We start from the raw sequence: 21,599 nt of genomic DNA on the forward strand, positions 1-21,599 counted from the left end.
CTGATGAACGCCACCCGACGAGCCTAGAGCACCCCGATTAGTGCGTGAAACACACCCCCAGGCCCAACATCACCCCAGGTCACAGAGCTACGGAACGCGCCAACCCGCAGACGTGAGCCAAGTCAGGATCGCATCCTCCGATGGGACGTTCGGTTTCGAGATCCCGGTGGTGATGGAGGGCGGCTCGGAATCGACCGTGTTCTCCGCCCGGATTCCTGCGAAGCGGCTCGGAGTGGGCTCGCACTGCACATACGACTTCTGGCTGCTCGCCGCCGGTGCGCGGGCCAAGCGCCGCGTGACAGTCGAGGAGTCTGTGATCGCAGAGGCGACCGGAAGCGGACTCGGCGGCCGCGGCCGCCTGCGCTCGACCGCTGGCGGGAACCTGATCCTCACCCTGGACCAGAGCGTCTGAGCCGGAGCAGATCCAGACTCCGGCAGCGCCGCGGAACGTCAGTCCGTCGCTTCCATGCTGCTCGACTGCCGGGTGAAGGCAGCGAGCTTCCGCCCCCGTTCCTCGACGAGCTCTGTGATCGTCGTGAGGAACGCCGTCGTGGAGGTGCCGATGCCTCCTTCGCCGAAGTAGAAGGTCCGCATGCGCGACCGAGCGTCGCGATGCTCGTCGGCCTCCAGCTGAGCACGGACCATCTCGTCGACCCCCGCGATCGACCCCGCGTCGATGACAGGTGTGCATCGGCTGATCGGGGCATCTCGGTGCAGCTGCGGGGCGTCCGTCCGTCGATCGGTGAGGAGGAGCGGGCTCTCAGGTCGCAGATAGAGGAAGTCGAGGCCCACACTGGAGATGTCCGTGACGAGCAGGTCGACGTCCGTGAACATCGCGAGGATGTCTCCCTGCATCTTCACGGAGTGCGGTTCTCCGGCCTCCTCGATCAGTGCACGGATCTGTGCATCCGCTTCAGCGATGTCCGGATCCGTGGTGTCCTCCACGCGCGGATGCGGCTTGTAGAGGACACGTGAGCGGGGAACGTCCAGCAGAGCCCTCATGATATCGACGCCGTAGCGGTCGATGGAGGTGTAGTTGTTCGACTCGTTCTCGCCTTCCCACGTCGGCGCGTACATGAGCGTGCGGAGTCCGGACGGCGGCAGGTCGGGTTCGCGCGGGACGTCCAACTGCGGTCGTCCGACCGCGATGAGCTTGGATTCGTCGAAGTCGAGGAGCGCCGCCCGATGCCGTTCGAGCGCGGCCCGGCCCGCTATCAGCGTCTTGTCGTAGGCCTTCGCCTGATTCGAGACCATGCTGATCTTGTCGCTCTCGCCATGATTCACATGCACGTGGACCATGGGGGCGTAGGAGAGGGACTGGAAGTTCGTCACACCGTTGTTGACGTAGATCGCGAGCTTGTAGTCGTTCTCGAAGTAGAGGGTGGCGAGATCCTCGAACCGGCGCACGAACACCATCGGCAGCTGCGTCGTGCCCTTCACCTCGCGCAGCGCTCCGAGCTTGCGGAAGACCAGGAGGACGGGGTGGTGCTCATTGAGCTTCTCGAGGACGGGCAGCCACTGCGTCAGCTGGTAGGTCTTCTCCGCGTTGTCTCCGAAGTACGCGACGATCTGTGCGGAGACGGGGATCCCATGGATCTCGTGGCCTGCGGGGCGCCCACGCTTCCGACCACCGCGGATCCACGCGCTCGTCGCCGTCCACGCGCGTGAGCGCACCAGAGCCTGTGCCTGTGACTGCGCCCAAGCCTTCATCGCGGTCCCTCCTCGAGTCGTCTCACCATCTGGCTCAGTGTAGTGACCCGCGGTGCGGCGGACTGCCGGTGCGGCTGCGGGCCTCAGCGCGCTGCATCGACGCGCTGCATGAAGTCCCACGCGTCGGCGACCGTCTGCTCCAGCGCGAGCTCAGGAGCCCACCCGAGGACCTCACGTGCGAGCACGTTGGACGCGACGAGTGAGGTCGGGTCCCCCGGCCGCCGTGGCTCTTCGTCCGCCGGTATGGCGTGGCCGGTCACGGTGCGACATGCATCGAGCACCTGCCGGACCGTGTACCCCTCGCCGGTGCCCAGATTGATGATGCGGTGGACCCCCGCCGTCGAGGCCTCCAGCGCAAGCAGGTGTGCGCGGCCCAGATCCGTGACGTGGAGGTAGTCGCGGAGCGCGGTGCCGTCGGTGGTCGCGTAGTCGGTGCCGAAGATCCTGCACGCGTCGCTGCGGCCGGCGGCGACGCTGAGCAGGTTGGGGATGAGGTGGGTCTCCGGCGAATGCAGCTCCCCGAACCGGCCGCGGGCCCCACCGACGTTGAAATAGCGGAGCGAGGTCGCTGCGAGACCGTGGGCCCTGCAGTACGAACCCAGCATGTGATCGACCGCGAGCTTCGAGGCACCGTAGGCATTCACCGGGTTCGTGGGGGTCTGCTCGGTGATGGGGGAGTCTGCAGGCTCTCCGTAGGTCGCGGCGGTCGAGGAGAAGATCACGGTGGGGATGCTCGCTGAGCGCATGGCCTCTACGAGGGCGAAGGTCCCGGCGACGTTGTTCTCCCAGTAGAGCTGGGGCGCGGCGACCGATTCGCTCACCAAGGACTTCGCAGCGAAGTGGAGAACGGCCTCGAAGCCTCGTCCGAGCAGGTGAGGCCGACTGTCGTGGATGCGCGCATGGATGAAGTCCGCGCCCTCCGGGACGGCCTCGCGGTGCCCTGTGGAGAGATCGTCGAGGACGGTGACGTCATGTCCTGCATCGAGGAGCTGGGAGGTGACGACAGAGCCGATGTACCCGGCTCCTCCGGTGACGAGCAGCTTCATGGCGTGATCCTCGGTGTCGCGGTGCGGGAACGGGGCGGTGCTCCGATCAGACTAGCGATCACTCGCCGGAGGTGCATGCCCTCGAGGTGCGGGTCGACACCGTCGTGCACCGGCCGCCTCAGGCAGAATGGCCCTATGAGCATCGATCTGGAGATCGCACAGGCAGCGTCGCTGAAGCGGATCACGGAGATCGCGGACACCCTGGGTGTGCCTGCTGACGATCTGGTCCCCTACGGCTGGACGAAGGCGAAGGTGCCGCTGTCCGTCCTCGAGCAGGCCGAACAGGAGCGGAGCCCCGGACGTCTGGTGCTCGTCACGGCGATGAGCCCCACACCGGCGGGCGAGGGGAAGACGACGACCAGCATCGGCCTCGCCGACGGGCTCAATGAGCGGAATCGGCGCCGCACCGCAGCAGGCGACGAACCCACCGGGCAGGCGGTGCTGGCACTGCGCGAACCCAGCCTGGGGCCGGTGTTCGGCATGAAGGGCGGTGCGGCCGGCGGCGGTCACGCTCAGGTCGTCCCCATGGAGGACATCAACCTGCACTTCACCGGTGACTTCAACGCGATCGCGTTGGCGAACAATCTCGCCGCGACCATGCTCGACAACCACATGCACCATGGGAATCCGCTCGACATCGACCCCCGCCGGGTCCACATCCGCCGCGTCGTGGATCTCAATGACCGCGCCCTGCGGAACACCACCATCGGGCTGGGCGGGGTCACTGGCGGCGTGCCGCGGGAAGATCACGTCGACATCGTCGTCGCGAGCGAGGTCATGGCAGTGTTCTGCCTGTCCACCAGCATCGCGGACCTCCGGCAGAGGCTGTCCCGCATCGTCGTCGCCCACACGCGCGACCGCACCCCCGTCACGGTCGAGGACATCGACGCGGCAGGTGCGATGACGGCGCTCCTGCGCGACGCGCTGTCACCCAATCTCGTGCAGACCCTCGAGCACTCTCCCGCGTTCATCCACGGCGGACCGTTCGCCAACATCGCCCACGGCTGCAACAGTGCGCTCGCCACCCGCACCGCGATGGCGCTGGGGGACTGGACGATCACGGAGGCGGGGTTCGGCGCGGACCTGGGAGCGGAGAAGTTCCTCGACATCAAATGCCGCGCCGCGGGGATCTGGCCCGACGTCGTGTGCGTGGTCGGCACTGTGCGTGCACTCAAGTACCACGGTGGCGTGGACAAGGCCGACCTGGAGACGGAGAACGTCGACGCGATGCTCGACGGCATGGCCAACCTCGAACATCATCTGACGGTCCTCCAGGACGTCTACGGGCTCACCCCGGTGGTGAGCCTCAACCGGTTCCCCTCAGACACTGACGCCGAGGTGGAGGCCGCGATCGCCCATCTCGCGCAGTTCGGTGTGAGAGCGGAATCCGCGGAGCACTGGGCGAAGGGCGGCGAAGGATGCCTGGACCTCGCCGACGCCGTCATTGCCGCAGCGTCGGAGAACGATGAGCGCGGGGGCGGCCATCCGCGCCACTCGTACGACCTCGCATCGCCTCCCGTGGAGAAGATCGAGCAGATCGCCACGCGCATCTATCGGGCCGGCTCGGTGCAGGTTCCGCCTGCTGTGCAGAAGAAGCTCGACAGCTTCGCCGCGGAGGGGCACGGGGACCTCCCCGTGTGCATCGCGAAGACGCAGTACTCGCTGAGCTCCGACCCCGCGCTCCGCGGAGCGCCGAAGGACCACGTGCTCACAGTCCGCGATGTGCGTCTGTCCGCAGGCGCAGGCTTCATCGTGGTGATCTGCGGCGACATCATGACGATGCCCGGACTGCCGAGGGATCCTGCTGCGCACCGCATCGATGTGGCGGATGACGGGACGATCTCGGGTCTGTTCTGACTGTCCATCGGTCAGCCGCTGGTGTGTGGATCGGACTCGACGGCTGTGAGTCCCCGCCATGTCACCGCTCCAGCTGGACCTGGCGCGGGCCGCTGAGGAAAGGTCTGATCCCATGCGCGTGAGGGACAGCAGACTGGACATCGCGAAGGGCGTCCTCATCCTCCTGGTTGTCTTCGGCCATCTGCTTCCCCGCATCGGGCTCGATGACGGGCTGACGAACCTCGCCTACACCGTCATCTATGCATTCCACATGCCGGCATTCATCTTCCTCGCCGGGATCACGGCGAGGTCGACGCGCCTCATCGAGCGGATCGCCACCTTCGTGATTCTGCTGATCGCGTTCCAGGCCCTCTACTACGTGGCGGAGAGACGGATCGGCGACCCGTTCGCATGGAGCTGGACGGACCCGCACTGGATCATGTGGTTCCTGCTCGCACTGATCTGGTGGACCCTCACCGTGCCGTTCATCGAGCGCTTCCCCCGGACGCTGGTCGCGGTGTCAGCTGTGGTCGGCATCTGCGCCGGAGTGCTGCCGTTCGCGGGGTCGGAGCTCTCCATCTCGAGGTCGCTGGTGTTCTGGCCGTTCTTCGTCGTGGGCAAGGTGTATGGAGCGAAGCTGTTCGCCCTCACCGCAGATCTTCCGCTCTGGACGCGTGTGTCCGGGTGTGCCGTGGCGTTCCTGCCGCTGCTCGCGCTGTTCGTCGCCGGCACGGACGCCGGCTGGCTGTACGGCTCGGGGAACTTCGACCACCTCGAGGTCTCTGATCCGCGCGGGATCCTCATTCGCGCCTGTCTCACGCTCATCGCCTTCCTCGCGATCCTCGCGCTGCTCGCGGCAGTCCCGGACATGAGGGGTCCCCTCACCGTGATCGGCGAGCGATCGCTGTCCGTCTACCTCCTGCACGGCTTCCTCATCATCGCGCTGACTCCGGCACTGGCGGAGTTCTTCTCCGGCGGCTACGGCCACGCGGTGCAGATCGGCGCGGTCGTCATCAGCGGATTCGCCGCGGGAGGCATCGCGTTCGCGCTGTCGTCCAAGCCGGTCCACTGGATCGTCTCGACCCCGCCCAAGAGAGCCGCGGCCGCGATCGCCTCACTCCTCACCCCGCGCGAACGCGCTCATACCCCGCCCGACCCTGCGCGGAACGCACGCTGAGTCGGCGTGCCTCATGTGTTCCGCGTCCGCTCCAAGGCGTAGAGTGCTCCGGTATCCACCCGTCGGCCGCACTCGGTGACGACTCGCAGCGAGCGACGGGCGACCGGACGACAGAGGACTGGGATGTTGGAACGGCGACGCGAGCCCGCGGGAGCGCCCACACCGGAGCAGCGGGTCACCTGGTCGCAGCGCTGGGCAGACCGCCGTCGGCTCTTCCGCGAGGTCCTGTCGTTCCTGTCCGTCGGAGGCATCGCCTATCTCGTCGACGTGGGACTGTCGAACCTCCTGCTCTTCGGCTTCCTGGGGGTTCCGGCGCTGCTGGTCGCCAGCCCCATCAAGGCGAAGGTCGTGTCCACGATCGTGTCGATGGCCGTCGCCTGGGTGGGCAACCGCTTCGTCACCTACGGCCAGCGGGACTCCGGCTCGACCCTCGCGGGGCTGTGGAAGTTCGTCGTCGTGAACCTCATCGGCATGGTGATCGTCGTCGCACCGCTGGGTGTCACGTGGTACCTGCTGGGCCTCCACGACCCGGTCTCCTACAACATCTCCACCAACGTCATCGGCATCGGCCTGGCGATGGTGTTCCGCTTCTGGGCCTACCGCACGTGGGTGTTCCCCGACCGCGGTGCACAGGACCCCGCCGCCGAGGTCGTCGCCACCGACGGCTTCGACCAGCCGTCCCGCTGAGCTCCGCGTCTCGCTGAGCCCGCGTCACAGGCGCTGCGCGCCGTCGGCGGTGACCTTCCCCTTGGTGTCGAGGAACCGCTTCGAGACGCGTGCGAGCGCGTCGATGTCATACTCCCGGTGGTTCTGGACGACGACGACCACGTCCGCGTCGGGTGCCGCACGCAGAGCGTCGTCAGCGCGTGGGACCTGCCTTCCCGCAGCAGTCCACTCGTCGATGTTGGGGTCGTGGTACGAGAGGTCGGCTCCGTGCTCCAGGAGCGCTTCCGCCAGTGGGATCGCGGGGGATTCTCGCCGATCGGAGATATTCGGCTTGTACGTCACGCCCAGCAGCAGGATCTTCGCACCGCGCAGCGCCTTGGCATCGTCGTTGAGGATGTCCTGGACCCGCCTCACCACATACGCGGGCATCGAGGAATTGATCTCCTGTGCCAGCTCGACGAAGCGGAAGGGGTAGCCCAGCCGGGACTTCACGTTGTATGACAGGTAGTTCGGGTCGATCGGGATGCAGTGACCGCCCACTCCGGGCCCGGGGTAGAACGCCTGGAAGCCGAACGGCTTGGTGCTCGCCATGTCGATCGCGTTCCACAGGTCGATGTCCAGTTCATGGCAGAACTGCGCCATCTCGTTCACCAGCGCGATGTTCACGTGGCGGTACGTGTTCTCCAGGAGCTTCGCCGTCTCCGCCTCGCGGGGTCCCTTCGCCGCGATCGTCGTGTCGACGAAGCGGCCGTAGAAGGCCCGCGCGCGTTCGGTGCTCTGCGGCGTGAGCCCGCCGACGATCTTCGGGGTGTTGACCAGCCCGTAGGTGGGGTTGCCCGGATCGATGCGTTCGGGCGAGAACGCCAGGTGGAAGTCGACCCCGGCCCGCAGCCCCGACTCCTCCAGGAGCGGCTGGACCAGTTCCTCCGTGGTGCCGGGGTACGTGGTCGATTCGAGGACCACCAGGGTCCCCGGGGTGAGGTTGCGGGCGATGGCGCGTGCGGCGGATTCGACCGCGCCGACGTTGGGGCGGGTGTCCTCGTCCAGGGGCGTCGGCACGCAGATGACGATCGCGTCCGCGTCGGCCAGGACCGCCTCGTCGGACGTCGCGCGGAAGCCGCGCTCCCGGATCGCCGCGACGTCGTCGTCGGAGAGGTCGTCGATGTGGGAGCGGCCGTCCATGAGCCCGTCGACGACCGTGCGCGACACGTCGAAGCCCGCGACCGTGAGGCCCGCGTGGACCGCCGCGTGGACGAGCGGCATGCCGACGTATCCGAGTCCCATGACGACTGCATCTACGGCCACGGCGGCTCCTCAGACGGTGGTGCGAACGCTCCGACGCGCGGCGCATTCTGGACGTTCAACTGGCATCGTGCCGATCAGTACACTACCAAGCATGGCCCCACCCCTCCGCATCTTGGTAGCGACCGTCGTGCACGACCCCGAGGACGCGAGGATCCGTCACCGGCAGCTGCCCGCGCTGGTCGACGCGGGGCACGACGTCGCGTACGCCGCGCCGTTCAAGGCGTTCGACCGGACACCGCCGGAGGGCGTGTGGGGGATCGATCTGCCGCGGGCGAAGGGCAAGCGCCGGCTGAGCGCGGTCCGCGCCGCCCGCACCCTGCTGAGCGCGATGTCGAGGACCGTCGACGTCATCCTCATCCACGACCCGGATCTGCTGCTGGCCGTGCTCGCGCTGCCGTGGCGGAAGGCGACGGTCGTGTGGGACGTCCACGAGGACACCGCCTCCGCCCTGCACATGCGGGACTGGGCCCCTCCCAAACTGCGGCCCATCCTCAGTGCCGGCGCGGTCGCCGCGGAGCAGTACGCGGAGTTCAACTTCCGCCTGCTGCTCGCGGAGCACGGGTACCGCGACCGCTTCACGCGCATCCATCCGGTCGTGCCCAACTCCGTGCGGGTCCCCGCTGAGGAGCCGCTGGAGCCCGGCGGCGACCGGGTCGTCTACCTCGGGAAGGTCACGCGACCGCGGGGCGGGGCGGAGCTCATCGAACTCGCCCGCCGCGTCCCGGAGGTGACGGTGGAGGTCATCGGACCGGCGGAGCGCGACATCGAGGACGAGCTCCGTGCCGCGGCGGACGAGGGGATCGTCGACTGGCGCGGCTTCATGCCGAACGACCTCGCCCTTCGCCGGCTGCGGGGCGCGCTCGCCGGGGTGAGCCTGCTGCACGACGAGCCGAACTACACGAACTCCCAGCCCACCAAGGTCATCGAGTACATGGCGCACGGCCTGCCGGTCATCACGACGCCCAACTGGGCGCCCAAGGAGCTGGTGGAGCACGCGGAGTGCGGTGCGGTCGTGCCGTTCGACGATGTCGAGGCCGCGGCCGAGGTCGTGAGGGACTGGGCCGCCGACCGCGACAAGCGGGCCGGTCTGGGGCGGACGGGGTACGACTACGCCAAGGCGCACCTCGACTGGAACTCGGACGCCCATGACTTCGTCCGGGCGCTCGAGGACGCGCGGATGCTGGACCTCGCGAAGCGCCGTCGTCCGCAGTCCACGGTGGAACGGGTGCTGGGACGCCGTCGCGGAAGGTCCGGGGCGTGAGCCCACAGCACATCACGGGGACACTGGGGCCCGGCGCCGCGGCCGGCGCTGCAGTGCCCGGCGCTGCGGCCGGCGACGGCACGGCACGCATCGACGCGGACACCGCGGCGTGGGCGCCGCGGACGCTGCACGCCGCCCACCTGCAGGACGCGGAGACCGCCCGCCGTGCCGATGCGCTGGTGATCCGGCGCGGCGCGGAGCGCGACGAGCTGCTGGGAGGGATCTCCGGCGCCGTGCCCGTCTACGTCGCCGCCGACGGCGGCAGCGCCCGCTTCGCGTCGCGGCTGTCGGCACTGACGGCGAGCGGTCCGGTGCGGGCCGACTGGAACGCGTGGGCCGATGTCCTCGCCGTGGGCGCTCCCCTGGGCGGGAAGACCACCTTCCAGGGCGTGCGCAGGCTGCAGCCGTGGGAATCAGTCATCGCGGAGGCCGGATCGGTCCGGTTCGAGCGCGCGCACTGGCCGTGGCTGGACGTCGCCCCCGATGCGTCCGCACGGATCGAGGACGTGGCGGACGCGCTCACCACGGTGCTGGATCAGCTGGCGGACGATCACTCCTTCCTCTCGCTGCTGAGCGGGGGCTGGGACTCCCGGATCCTCGCGCTCTACGCGGGCCGCGCGGCGAAGACTCCGCTGCGGGCGTACACCACGTCGTCGGACACCGGCATCGTCCTCGAAGAGCTCATCGCCGCCCAGGTGGCGCACCGCCTGGGGATCGACCACGAGATCGTCGTCCCGCGCGTCGACCGCTTCTGCTCCGATGTCCGCGCCTTCGTCGACGCGGTCGACCACCAGACGTCCTACCACGTGTGGCTCGTCCCGCTGCTGGAGCGGATCGCCGGAACGGACGGCCTCGTGCTCGACGGGCTGGGCGGCGGACTCATGCTGGGCGGGGATTTCACCGCGGGCGATGACCGCGCCTCCCGCGTCGCCGGGCTCATGAAGTATCTGAATGGTGCGGACCATGTCCTGCGCCCCGACGTCGTGCGCGGGATCGAGGAGCGCACCCGCGCGGCGTTCGACGCCTTCGACGTCGCATGGCCGGAGATCGCGGACCACCCGTTCGAGGCGACGTTCACCGCCTACCTCAACCGCACCCTGCCCGGGATCAGCCAATCGCCGTACGGTCTCGTCGCGCAGGACCACCCGGTGGCGACGCCGTTCCTCGCCGACGAGGTCGCCCGCGCGGCCCTGCGGATCCCCGCCGCCGCGCACGCGGGCGGGGCGCTCTACCCGCAGTTGACCGCACTGCTCGACCCGCAGCTGGCCGCGATGCCCACCGCGCAGAGCATGGTCCCGTGGCCGCGCCCCCACCCGCGGCGCATCACCGCCGACGAATCGGTCGACGTCCTGCGCCGCCTCGTGACCGAAGGACCTGCTGCGGCGCTGCTCGCGAACGGCCTCGCTGAGGAGGGGACCGCGCACTGGCGGCGGCTGCTGAGCCGGACCGGCACGCAGCACCTCCTCCGCAGCCTCGCGATGCTGAACCTCTGGTTCGATGCGTACGGTGACCGGATCACGGGGCCGGGAGTCGAGGAGCTGATGTCGTGAGCACTCACGCGCACGTGCGTGCGGACGCGGTCCGCACGGTGGGCCCCGCCGTCACCGCCGTCATCGTCCCGGGACCCTCCTGCGGGGGACCTGGGGACCTCGGTCCCGGACTCGTCCGGATCCTCATCGACGCGGACGTCCGCGGTCTCCAGACCGTCGCGCTCGCGTCGGCGCTCACCGATCTGGACGCGACTCCGGTCGCGCTGGCACGGTTCATCGCAACGGATGACGACGCGACCGCCGCCGAGGCCGCGGCCCGGGCGGGGGCCGCACGCGTCCTCCGCGTGCCCGACGCGTCTCCCGACGCCGTCGATGACTGGATCGACCGGGTGCCGCGCGTCGAGTCGCGCACCCTGCGACGCAGGGTGCGGAACGTGCTGCGGGGGTTCGCGCCCGTGCGATGGGCCTACGAACGGATGGGGACACGATGAGTACCGCGCATGCGAGCCACGGCTCGGAGGAGTTGGACGGCGGCCGCGGCGGATCCGACCGGCGAGACGGCGTACGCGAGTTCGACGTCCTCATGGCGACCGACTGCAGGTTCCCGGGCGGATCGACTGCGAGCGTCGTGGAGGAGATCGAGGCGCAGCACCGCGCGGGCTACCGCACGGCGCTCATCCACCTGCCCTCGCCGGTGCAGCGCAGCAGGCGCCCCTTCGCACAGAGGATCGTCGAGGTGCTGCGAGCGGGGAAGGTCGAGCTGGTGCTGCCGCACGAGCGGGTGCGGGCGAAGGTCCTGCTGGTGCGCCATCCCACGCTGTTCACCACGGTGCCGGAGGATCTGCCGGACGTCTCCGTCGACGCGACCGTCATGATCGCGAACCAGGTGCCGGTCGACGACCGCGCGACAGAGCCCTACTACGACGTGGAGACGGTGCACCGCACCACGCAGCGCGCGCTGGGGCACGCGCCCGTCTGGGCGCCGATCGGCCCACTCGTGCGGGACGCGATCGTGGCCTCGTGGTCCCAGGTGCCGATGGTGGGGGCGGACTGGGTCAACATCATCGACGCTCCCGTGTGGTCGAGTCCGCGCGACGGGCTCGTGGGCGACCTGCCCGTCCTCGGACGGCACAGCCGCGGGCACTGGTCGAAGTGGCCGGACACCCGGGACGACCTCCTGGCGGCCTACCCCGACGACCCGCGCTACCGGGTCCGCGTGCTCGGCGGGACCGAGGCGCCGGAAGAGATCCTGGGCGGCCTGCCGGAGAGGTGGACCTCGCTGCCGTTCGGCTCCGTGCCCGTGCCGCGGTTCCTCGCGGGGATCGACTTCCTCGTCTACTTCCACCACCCCGGACTCGTCGAGGCGTTCGGACGGGTGGTGCTCGAGGGGCTCGCCGCAGGCGCCGTGTGCATCGTCCCGCCGCAGATGGAGAGGGTGTTCGGCGACGCGTGCCTGTACGGCGCGCCGCAGGACGTCACCGCGATCGTCGACCGCCTGGCTGCGGATCCCGCAGCCCTGGCCGCGCAGCGGGAGCGGGGGCTCGCCGCAGTGCGAGAGCGCTTCAGCTACGAGGCGCACCGGGAGCGGCTGGCCGCGTTCGCCGGTGCGCCGACGGGCGAGCCTGCGACGACGGAAGCGCCGGTGGGGACAGAGGAACCGGTGGGGACGGGCGGCGAGCGGAAGACCCCGCCGGCAGCGGCCTCCGCGCTGCTCGTCGTGCCCGGGGACCCGTCGCAGGAACGGATCGCCGAGGCCGTCGCTGAGCTGCGCGGCTCGCTCACCGCGCCGCCGGTCGTGTGCACTCAGCGTCACGACCTCGTCGTCGACGCGCCGGTGGAGTCCGGGACCGTCGACGCGCGGCGGGTCGCGCACCTCGCACGCGCCCACCGGGCGGGGCACGTGATCGTGTGGGACGACGGGACAGACCGGCGTGCGCCGGGGGCGGGAGCAGCCGGGACCTCGGCGACGGGCCTCACCAGCGGGCTGGGCGCGGACGTCGACCTGTCCGTCCTCAGCCGCGACGCCGGCGCACAGTGGCGGCTGCGTCCGCTCGTGAGGGACCGCTCCGGATCGCGACGCGGTCCATACGCGGCGGTGCGCCGGACGGCCGGACGCGTGGTCGGGGGAGCGCGGAGGCACACGCCGCAGTGGGCGCGGCCCGCGGCGCAGCGTGCTCTGCACACAGTCGGCGAGGTGCGGGTCTGGGGGGCGCGCCGGGCCGCGGGCGCGGGACCGGTGCCGGCCGTGTTCTCCCATGTCGCGCCGGATGCGCCGGTGGGCCTGATCGTCGTGACGTCAGAGGCGGTCGACCCCGAGGCGACACTCGACGCGGTGCTCGCGCAGGCGCAGATCACGTCACGCTTCCGGCCCGCGGTGCTGGCGCCCCGCAGCTGGGCGGCGGCCGCCTCGAGACGGGGCGTATTCCTCGATACGATGATCCCCGTCCACCAGTGGGACGACCATGCCGCTGTACGGTGGACCGATTATCTGGACGAGCGGCTGCAGGAGACGGTGCGCCGGACCGGTGCCGCCGTGGTGACTGTGCTCGAACGAACGCTCGTCGCCGGCGATCCGGACCCCGTCCTCTCGATTCTGACCGCGACGGCCGGCCGCCGTTGAGACCGAAGGAGCACCAGTTGTCGAAGAACCCTGCACGTGCCGCACTCACGCGGATCAGGGCGCCGTTCGGATGGGCGTTCCGCAAGTATCGGGCCGCACGGGTCTTCCAGATCGCGCTGAAGAAGCTGTGGCGCAAGGAGATGCAGTGGGACGTGCCGTTCGCCAAGCGACGTCCGCGCTGGTGGCTGAAGGGTTTCCTGTCCCGCAGCGCCGTCCTCTACGAACTGGATCAGGGTGCTGACCCGAACCGCTACGTCACGGACGTCCACCGGTACTTCCGCACGAAGAACATGGTGCACGCACGACTGCAGGACATCATCAACAACAAGCTGTCGACCCATCTGCTGCTGCGGTCGATGGACATCCGCTCGCCGGAGCTGATCGGTGTCTACTCGCGCGGGCTCGTGCACTTCTTCCCTGCAGAGGGCCGGATGGCCGTCGCGGACTACCTCGATGCGATGCAGCACGAGGAGACGGTGTTCTTCAAGGTCCTCGCAGGTGCAGAGGGCAACAACATCCACGCGGTGCAGAAGACGTCGGACACGACGTGGGCGGTCGACGGCGTGCAGCGGACCAGGAAGTCCGCCGAGGCTGTCTTCACCGCTGTGCAGAAGCCGATGATCGTCGAACGCGGGCTGGTCCAGCACCCGGATCAGGCGGCGCTCTTCGCCGACTCCGTGAACACGCTGCGCGTCCTCACGATGGTGGACCTGGAGAAGAACAACGAGCCGTTCATCGCGATGGCGGTCCAGCGGATCGGCTGCCGGCGCTCCGCTCCCGCGGACAACTGGACCCGGGGAGGGCTGAGCGCCCGTGTGGATCTGGAGACCGGCCGCCTGGGACAGGCGACGCGGCTGCCGGACGGTGACGTGAAGGAATGGTTCGACACGCACCCGGACAACGGTGCGCAGATCACCGGCGTGAGCGTACCGCTGTGGCAGGAGGTGCATGACCTGGTCCTGCACTCCGCGCGGTCGCTGTCCTTCATGGAGTACATCGGCTGGGACATCGTGATCTCACCGGAGGGCCCCGTCGTCCTCGAGGCGAACGTGAATACCGGACTGAACGTCATGCAGTCGCACGCGCCGCTGTTCGACGATCCGCGGGTGCGGAACTACTACAGCAAGCGCGGTGTGAAGACCCGGCTGCTGGCGGAGGCGCCGGTGGAGAATGGGGACAGTGTCCCCGTTGTGGAGGAGGTCTGACGTGGGCGTCGGCGCCATCCTTCACACACCGTCCGGTCACAGGCCCATCTGTAGAATGATCGCTGGTTCGTTCCCCTTCAGCAGCGCAACGGATTCCGACTTCGTGAGGATCGTCAAGTGACAGAAGCAATCGGCGTCGCCGGCAGCCAGATGCCCGCCCACCTCTTCGATGGCTACCACGTCCACCGCGCCGCACTGGCGCACGGTCTGAACGTCCTCGCGCTGCCCAGGCAGGTGCTGCTGGCGGGCCGGCAGCGGGCCGTCCCGTCAGAGGTGTCCTTCGCGCACGGTGTGCCGGAGTCCTCCACGGTCGCGGCCGTGACGTTCGCCCAGGACCGCCGACTGCGCCGGGCCATGGTCGAACGTGCCGGTGTCGCTGTGCCGAAGGGCGCGACCTTCAGCTGGAGGACGGTGCGGTCTGCGTCGACGTTCGCCGAGGAGATCGGATACCCCGTGGTCGTCAAGGAGGGGCAGGGCGAGAACCCCAGCCGTGCGATTCGCGGGGTGCGGTCCGCGCAAGGGGTCGCCTCCGCCTTTCATGAGCTGCGTCTGACGCGGCCGGAGGACCGGTCGCCGGGATCGAACCCGCTCATCGCGGGATATGCCGCGACCCGCCTGGGCTTCGACATCGATGACGAAGGGAACGAGGTCGCGCCTCTCAGGACGCGGTTCCTCGTCGAGAAGCAGGTCCCGGGGCAGGTCGTGCGGACGCTGGTCTGCGGAGACGACGCCGTGGTCTCGGTCCTCTTGGACGACAGCACGGGCCTCGGTGTTCTCGACGTCACACAGCAGTGTCACCCGCGGATCCGGGAGATCGCGGTCGCGGCGACACAGGCGACCCCCGGCCTGGCACTGGGGACCGTGGACATCGTCAGCGATGACTACCGATCTGACGGCGGTGAGGCACTCGTGACGGAGGTGTCCGAGAGGCCGCGTCTGGAGACATATGTGACGGCGGGAGAGCTTCTGGGTGAGATCGCTTCCGACGCCATCATCCGACTCCAAGCACGCCTGGCCGGCTTTGACCTGTCCTCCACCCGCACGCATGTGTCGGGCATCGCGCTCGTTGAAGGGCTGCGGGACGCCGAGGCGACTGCCGAGGAACTCCCGGTCCGTGCCGACGCCCTGGGGCTGAGCGTGCAGGTCGTGGACATCGACGATGTGCTGGGGAACCTGCGTCTCTCGATGTCCGGGACCCCCTCCACCATTGCCGCATACGGTGAGTTGCTTCTGTCCGGTGACCTCACCACCGACCGGGCATCGAGCATCGAGTTCAAGAGCGAGGACGAGAATGAGTGACACCATCCCCCGCGACACGGTCACCGCGACCGCAGTGCGCTTCGATGTCATCCGCGTCATGAGGGTGAAGGGCGTTCCTGATGAGGAGCTCGCCCCGATGGTCGTCGCCCATGTCGAGGCGAGCGTCGACGGAACCCCCACCGCTGTGCTGGCGAACGTCGACCTCGGCGACGACGACGATCGCTACCGTGCCGGCGGGAACGCGTGGAAGCTCACGGAGGAACTCGTCGATCTGGTGCAGGGCACTGAGTTCTCGTTCGTCGATGCGGAGTCAGCGGATGGCGAGCTCATGAAGCTCGTCGAACCGCTGGTGGAGGAGCAGCGTCGCACGAAGGACGAAGCGACCACCAGGAAGACCCGGCGCCGCGGCAAGGAGATCGAGCGCGCAGCGCGCCATGTCCTGCAGGGCGGTGTGAACGTCTTGAAAGGGCGACCGTTCGACACGGAGCCAGACCGTCGAGGTGATCGCATCGCCGGGATCGCCGCGCTGCGGATCGCTGCCCAGGGGATCCTGTCTGGGAATCCGTCCGGCACGCTGACCGCTGCCAGTTTCACCGGCAGTTGGGCCGACACGTCCCTCGAGGAGTTCTACGAGACCTACCTCGAGCGGTTGGGCGCGTACGTCGTGGCGCCGACTCCCGCGCCGCCGGAGCATGCAGGCGAGCCGGCGAACGAGTTTCCCGATGCCGCAGCGATCGAGCCGCTTCCGAAGGACGGCACGAAGGGACACCTGCTGGAGCGCGAAGCACTCCGGTACGGACTCGTGAGCACGCGCTTCCCCAATGGAACGTTCGTCGTGAGCGACCACGAGGGCCGGCGCGTGAACTTCAAGTGGGGTCGGTCGCCGATCGCCAGTGGTGTATCGCTGTCGATCTGCAGCTACAAGGAGGCGACGAGGCGACTGCTCGAACGGGTGGACGTTCCGGTTCCCGCCGGCAGAGTCTTCTCCGTCCACGACGTCGACAAGGCTCTCGATTTCGCCGACCGCATTGGCTATCCGGTCGTCGCCAAGCCGGTCGCCGGCCTGCGAGGGATCGGTGTCGTCGCTGATATCCGGTCGCGAGAGAGCCTTGTCGACGCTCTCGAGCTCTACCGCAAGAGCGAACTGGGCGATGATGATTTCGTCATCGAACGGCACGTGCCGGGGGAGGACTACCGGATCGTCGTGATCGACGGAGAGGTGGTCGCCTCCGTCGTGCGCGCTCCCGCGTCAGTCGTGGGGGACGGCCTTCACACCATCGCGGACCTCATCGAGTACAAGAACCGCGCCCGCAAGCTCAACCCGCATCTGAGCTCGCGCCTCATCACCTACTCTGATGCACTGCTGTACCAGCTCGCACAAGCAGACCTGTCGCCCGCTTCGATTCCGGAGTCGGGTGTGCTGGTGCCACTTGCGAACTCTGCCAACCTGTCGCAGGGCGGCGACAGCTTCGAAGTCGTCGACCAGCTGCACCCCTCGATCAAGGAAGTCGCCTCGCGAGCCGTCGAAGCCGTGCCCGGCCTGGGTTTCTGTGGACTCGACATGCTGATCGAGGACCCTGCGAAGCCGATGTCGGAACAGCAGGCAACCGTCATCGAGCTGAACGCACACGCTGCGATCGGCAGTGCGCAGTACCCGATGTGGGGAACACCGACTGAGGTCGCCCGCCTGTTCTTCGAAGCGACAGCGCGCGACTACGGCATCCCGCTTCCGCCGGAGAGGGCTGATGAGTTGTCTCTCGGTCTGGAGATCAAGGGGCGGGTCACGGGAGTCGGCTACCGCAGGTGGCTGCGTTCGCGGGCCCGCCGCCTCGGAGTGCGCGGAGTCGTGAAGAACACCGGCAGGAAATCGGTGTCGGTACAGGTCACCGGCGATGCTGACGCAGTGTCAGCGCTGGTGTACCTCGCCTGCAAGGGGCCGAAGCGTTCGATTCCGTCGTCCGTGACGACGACGCACATCGACCCGTTCGAGGCTGACGACTTCGTCGATGATCGGACGAACGAGTCGCCCCTGACTCGGGCGAAGGGGATCGTGCAGCGACTGCGCAGCTGACGGGTCCTGCCCTGGATACCGGATCCCTGCAGGCAGAGCGCTCTCGGGTGACCCGAGAGCGCTCACTGTTCGCCCGTGAGATCAGGAGCTGGTGCGCGCGATCTTCTGCACGAGATCTGTGAGACCTGTCCCCCCGGATGCCTTCGTCAGGACGATGTCATCGGTGCGCAGGTGTGCGAGAAGGCTTGCAGCCATCTCCTCGAGATCCGTCCAGTGGTGGACGACGATCCCTTGGTCGCGCACCTCGGCGTAGAGGGCGGCCATATGTGCTCCGAAGAGGTGGACCTCGTGGGAGTCGGCTCCGAGCACAGCGTCCGCGAGGCTCCTGTGGATCTGGTCCGCGCTGTCGCCGAGCTCGAGGATGTCACCCAGAACCGCGATCCTTCTCGCACCGTCCTCGACGGTCTTGGACGAGAGGAGATCGAGTGCCGCGCGCATCGACACCGGGTTGGCGTTGTACGCCTCATCAATGAGCGTGATGCGCGCTCCTGACGCGAGAGCGACCTCTGCAGCTGCACCCCGGCCGCTCAGCGGGGCGAAGGTCGAGAGTGCTCGGACGCCGTCCCTCCAATGTTCAAGACCCAGCCCGCGCAGGGCAGCGATCACAGCGAGGCTGTTGAGCGCCATGTGGCGACCGGGCGCACCGACGGCGTATCGGACCATTTCTCCATCGACCTGCGCGACCACGAGGCCTTCGGCCGGTGCGTAGTCGACGAGTCGCAGGTTTGCGCACTCAGACTCTCCGTATGTGACGAGTGCCCAACCCTCGCTGTGGGCGCGGTCCACGAGGAGATCCGAGTGGGGGGTATCGATATTCACGACAGCAGTGCCGCCGGGCGGAGGTGCGAGGAAGAGGTCCGACTTGATGCGCGCGACTGATTCGAGGTCGTGGAGGTAGTCGAGGTGGGCTTCGGAAATCGCGGTGATGATAGCGACGTCGGGTGAAACAGAGAAACCGCGGGGCTCGAATCGTGGGAAGGCGGATCCAGCCACTTCGAGGACGGTGTGCACGTTGCGGTGTGAACGGGTCAGCTGCGAGGCGACATGCTGCGCGAGGTTGGTGTTCCCGGTAGTGGCTAGCACACTGCCGGCGTCGAGGGCCTTGAGCGCGTGGGCGATCATCGCTTTCGTCGTCGACTTTCCTGCCGATCCGGTCACTGCTGTGATGGTGTGCTCCGCGAGGGAGTTGCGAGTGTAGGCGGCTGCACGGAGCAAGAAGTCGAATGTGGCGTCGGTGAAGAACACGTTCCGGCCTTCGAGCACCGGTGACCCCTGTAGATCGGGCGAGCACACGACTCCGGAGGCCCCGTTCGCGAATGCCTGAGAAATGACGTCCTCCGGCAGAGTTCCCTCGGGTAGTTGCTTCTGTCGGGACTTCCGGGTCCACCCGGTGTCGACCAGGACGAAGAACCGGCGCCGTACTCCTGTGGGTGAGGATCGATCCGTGAATCCGCGCAGTACCTGGCGCGAGTTGCCCTGGTACTCGATTCCGGGCGAGGCACCGAGTGCGTCGATAAGGTCGTGTGCGCGCAAATGAACTCTCCTTAGGTCAGGCGTCGCTTGAAAATGCGGACGAAGCCGCGCGTGTGCCGGGTCGCCTGCTCGGCCGCGGACCGGACGTGGTCCGACAGTTGGCGGGTGGGCTCGGACCATGCGAACTCCAGCTCGGGTGCGGTGGACTCATCTCCTAGGTGCAGGTCGACGATCGTCTGGAAGATGTCCTCGCCGCGAGAGGCGGCCGCCACGTGATGCGTGACGAGGTCGGGTCCGCTCAGCACTTGATCGACGACGACCTCGCCGCGCGCCGCCGTGCGGGAGGCGTATCTCGCTGTGAGGGTCACTTCGCTGAGGTCGAGGCCGGGGAAAGCCGCGGCCGCTGCGGCGGCAAGAGCTCGAAGGGATGGATCCACGTGCGGGAGTACATCTTCAGGCTCTGCGGTACCTGTGGTCAGAGCCGTGATCACGCGTCCGTGGGCGACGAGAAGACGGAGCCGCGTGCCTTCGTGGCGGCGTGAGACACTGATGCCGAACCGCTGACCCGGTTCTTCGAGCTGCGACCACCCCACGGTGAAGGACGCGCTGTCGGTTCCATCCACATCGACGAGTGCGCGGTCCGACGCGCGCAGTGTCGTGGCCCCCAGCCCAGCGGCGAACGTCCGCGCGGCGGTCTCCTCGCCGACGGTGTACACCCGGCCTTCCGCGGTGGGAATGCCCGCGCGTTGCAGGAGAGCCTGCGCATGTGCCTGCCTGCGGCTGCACAACTGAGCCACCTGGCCGGTTCGTCCCGTGCACGAGCCCCAGACGCTGTGGGTGCTGTCGTCTCCGGTGGCGAGGAAGAACGTTCCGGTGATCCAGTCGACCGTCATGCCGCGAGCCGCGAACTCCGCAGCGAGCAGTCGTGCGGACGTAGGGGATTCCGGATTGTCCGGCTTTCGTATGCGTGGGCGGAAGGGGCCGATACGGGGAGAGGAGAGGAGGGAATCGACCGCGGGTCCGACGACGTTCCGCGGAGTTCCCTCGATTGCGCTGCCATGCCCACCGATGTCGGGCATCGTGTTCACCTCGATGACGATGTGGTTGTCCGCGGTCGCCGGCTGTGAGAAGTCCGTCCCGAGGAAGTCGACCCCCGCGATATCGACGCTGTGGAAGGCGCGGACCGCGCGTTCGGCAACGCGCAGATACGAGGGGTGGATCTCGTCAGTGATGTCGACCGGTTCCGCGTCTGTGGCGAGATTGCCCTTGTGGTCGATGATGTAGGTCGTTCCCGCAGGCAGCACGGAGAGAGGTGTGAGTCCCTCACGTTCGAGTCGGTCGAGGCGGAACGCCGTGAGGGTGATCGGTTTCCCGTGCAGATGGATGTTCTGGTACCGTTCGTCGTTCTTTGCGTTGATGAGCTCACGGATCGTGCTCGTGCCGTCCCCCATCACATGCGGGGGGACACGCTTGTTCGCGGCATAGGCGACTCCGGCGACCACACTGATGCGGATGTCGTCGCCGCGGAACTGCTCTTCGACGAGCACCCCGGTCGATGTCTTGGCGAACGCCGCCCCCCATGCACTGCGCAGCTCCTCGACGTCGGTGACTCCGACCGTCGCGCCGCGCCCCGTGTTGCCGTCGACAGGCTTGACGACGACGGCGCCCCAGCGTTCCAGGAACGCGACGGCTTCAGAGAACTCGTCCTTCGAGCGGAAGAACTGGCCTTCCGCAACCCGCACTCCCGCGCGTGCGAGCAGTGTTCGGGCCACGTTCTTGCGCTTGGCGGCGTTCGCACCGGGAACTCCGGTGTGATTCGTGCTCGTGCTCAGGGTGGCGAAAGCCAGTCCGTCGGCAGATTCGCCGATGAGGAAGTTCGTCCCGAGCCTGTCGACGGAGGCGCCCCTCTTGGCCAGTTCGCGTTCGAACATGATCGCGGTGCTGTCGAGACTCCGGTCGAACCTGATGGTCTCCGGCTGCTCCTCCCACACAGTGAGGCTCGTCCCACTACCGCTGTGGCGGCGGTTGACTCGTGCACGGTGGCGCTGGTCGAGGTCGATGCTGAGGTAGCGGCCTATGTCGTCCTGACCGGGGTCCACAGCCTTGAGGAACGCTGCGGAGTCCTTCGTGCGGAGGAGCGCAGTGTGATAGAAGTCCGCGAATTCCTCTTCTGTGGCAGGGTGTCCGCTGAAACCGTTCGTGCGATTGTCCGTATGGATGGGGTAGAGGCGCAGCCTCGTCGTGTCTGCACGAAGGTCGAGACCCGCTGCGATGCTGATCGGCGGGACACCAATCTTTCCGTAGCGTCCGTTTGAGTTGAAGACGAAGTTGCCGATGCCGTGGAGGAGGGGGCGTCCGTTGTGGATGTCGATCTCCTGCGCCATGTGGCTTCCGTGGCCGATGACGAGGTCTGCTCCGGCTGCAGTGACGCTGGCGGCGAAGCTGCGTTGGGCGTTCGAGGCCCATTTGTAGTCGCGGC

Annotated in this window: 16 protein-coding genes; 11 read left to right on the forward strand and 5 right to left on the reverse strand. The window is 68.1% G+C overall.

Features of this window, described 5'->3' with window-relative positions:
• Positions 1 to 112: 112 nt before the first annotated feature.
• Positions 113 to 412 carry a hypothetical protein gene (locus BJEO58_RS13995; protein WP_101590084.1) on the forward strand — a complete coding sequence of 100 codons (300 nt, stop codon included), beginning with the start codon at positions 113 to 115 and terminating at the stop codon, positions 410 to 412.
• A 38-nt stretch (positions 413 to 450) separates the two neighbouring features.
• Here BJEO58_RS13995 and BJEO58_RS14000 read toward each other — a convergent pair whose 3' ends face one another.
• Together BJEO58_RS14000 and galE are read right to left on the reverse strand one after the other, a co-directional pair.
• On the reverse strand, positions 451 to 1,710 hold the full coding sequence (locus BJEO58_RS14000; RefSeq protein ID WP_246076144.1) for a CDP-glycerol glycerophosphotransferase family protein: 1,260 nt from the start codon (positions 1,708 to 1,710) through the stop codon (positions 451 to 453).
• Between the two features lie 83 nt (positions 1,711 to 1,793).
• Positions 1,794 to 2,756, reverse strand: coding sequence for a UDP-glucose 4-epimerase GalE (gene galE, locus BJEO58_RS14005; protein WP_101590085.1), 963 nt, complete (start codon positions 2,754 to 2,756; stop codon positions 1,794 to 1,796).
• A 135-nt stretch (positions 2,757 to 2,891) separates the two neighbouring features.
• Here galE and BJEO58_RS14010 point away from each other — a divergent pair, with 135 nt between their 5' ends.
• From BJEO58_RS14010 to BJEO58_RS14020, 3 genes are all read left to right on the forward strand, one after another.
• A complete protein-coding gene (locus BJEO58_RS14010; RefSeq protein WP_101590086.1) occupies positions 2,892 to 4,613 on the forward strand; it encodes a formate--tetrahydrofolate ligase in 1,722 nt (573 codons plus the stop codon).
• A 118-nt stretch (positions 4,614 to 4,731) separates the two neighbouring features.
• Entirely contained in the window at positions 4,732 to 5,769 is a 1,038-nt protein-coding gene (locus BJEO58_RS14015; RefSeq protein WP_180951974.1) for an acyltransferase family protein, read from the forward strand.
• 123 nt (positions 5,770 to 5,892) lie between these two features.
• Positions 5,893 to 6,456 (forward strand): GtrA family protein, encoded by a 564-nt coding sequence (locus tag BJEO58_RS14020; protein ID WP_101590088.1) that lies wholly within the window; start codon positions 5,893 to 5,895, stop codon positions 6,454 to 6,456.
• 24 nt (positions 6,457 to 6,480) lie between these two features.
• On the opposite strand, the gene BJEO58_RS14025 is transcribed toward BJEO58_RS14020, so the two are convergent.
• A complete protein-coding gene (locus BJEO58_RS14025; protein ID WP_101590089.1) occupies positions 6,481 to 7,740 on the reverse strand; it encodes a nucleotide sugar dehydrogenase in 1,260 nt (419 codons plus the stop codon).
• Between the two features lie 91 nt (positions 7,741 to 7,831).
• On the opposite strand from BJEO58_RS14025, the gene BJEO58_RS14030 reads away from it, so the two are divergent.
• The 7 genes from BJEO58_RS14030 to BJEO58_RS14055 all read left to right on the forward strand — a co-directional run bounded on the left by BJEO58_RS14030 (position 7,832) and on the right by BJEO58_RS14055 (position 17,647).
• On the forward strand, positions 7,832 to 9,001 hold the full coding sequence (locus BJEO58_RS14030) for a glycosyltransferase family 4 protein (RefSeq protein ID WP_101590090.1): 1,170 nt from the start codon (positions 7,832 to 7,834) through the stop codon (positions 8,999 to 9,001).
• Positions 8,998 to 10,551 carry an asparagine synthase-related protein gene (locus BJEO58_RS14035; protein ID WP_101590091.1) on the forward strand — a complete coding sequence of 518 codons (1,554 nt, stop codon included), beginning with the start codon at positions 8,998 to 9,000 and terminating at the stop codon, positions 10,549 to 10,551. Before BJEO58_RS14030 ends, BJEO58_RS14035 begins: the two co-directional genes overlap by 4 nt.
• Positions 10,548 to 10,982 carry a hypothetical protein gene (locus BJEO58_RS14040; protein WP_101590092.1) on the forward strand — a complete coding sequence of 145 codons (435 nt, stop codon included), beginning with the start codon at positions 10,548 to 10,550 and terminating at the stop codon, positions 10,980 to 10,982. Before BJEO58_RS14035 ends, BJEO58_RS14040 begins: the two co-directional genes overlap by 4 nt.
• The gene (locus BJEO58_RS14045; protein WP_101590093.1) at positions 10,979 to 13,111 is read left to right on the forward strand and encodes a glycosyltransferase; all 2,133 of its coding nucleotides are present in this window, start codon (positions 10,979 to 10,981) and stop codon (positions 13,109 to 13,111) included. The genes BJEO58_RS14040 and BJEO58_RS14045 overlap by 4 nt, the downstream gene beginning before the upstream one ends.
• Positions 13,112 to 13,128: 17 nt before the next feature.
• Positions 13,129 to 14,316 carry a sugar-transfer associated ATP-grasp domain-containing protein gene (locus BJEO58_RS14050; protein WP_101590094.1) on the forward strand — a complete coding sequence of 396 codons (1,188 nt, stop codon included), beginning with the start codon at positions 13,129 to 13,131 and terminating at the stop codon, positions 14,314 to 14,316.
• A 117-nt stretch (positions 14,317 to 14,433) separates the two neighbouring features.
• The gene (locus BJEO58_RS14830; RefSeq protein ID WP_144573902.1) at positions 14,434 to 15,615 is read left to right on the forward strand and encodes an ATP-binding protein; all 1,182 of its coding nucleotides are present in this window, start codon (positions 14,434 to 14,436) and stop codon (positions 15,613 to 15,615) included.
• Positions 15,608 to 17,647, forward strand: a complete 2,040-nt coding sequence (locus tag BJEO58_RS14055; RefSeq protein ID WP_180951975.1) for an acylphosphatase — start codon at positions 15,608 to 15,610, stop codon at positions 17,645 to 17,647. Before BJEO58_RS14830 ends, BJEO58_RS14055 begins: the two co-directional genes overlap by 8 nt.
• Before the next feature lie 81 nt (positions 17,648 to 17,728).
• On the opposite strand, the gene BJEO58_RS14060 is transcribed toward BJEO58_RS14055, so the two are convergent.
• Entirely contained in the window at positions 17,729 to 19,180 is a 1,452-nt protein-coding gene (locus tag BJEO58_RS14060) for a UDP-N-acetylmuramoyl-tripeptide--D-alanyl-D-alanine ligase (protein WP_180951976.1), read from the reverse strand.
• 11 nt (positions 19,181 to 19,191) lie between these two features.
• Positions 19,192 to 21,599, reverse strand: a 2,408-nt coding sequence (locus tag BJEO58_RS14065; RefSeq protein ID WP_180951977.1) for a CapA family protein, incomplete at its 5' end; no start/stop codon positions are given.

The sequence above is a fragment of the Brevibacterium jeotgali genome, from assembly GCF_900169175.1.
GTDB lineage: Bacteria > Actinomycetota > Actinomycetes > Actinomycetales > Brevibacteriaceae > Brevibacterium > Brevibacterium jeotgali.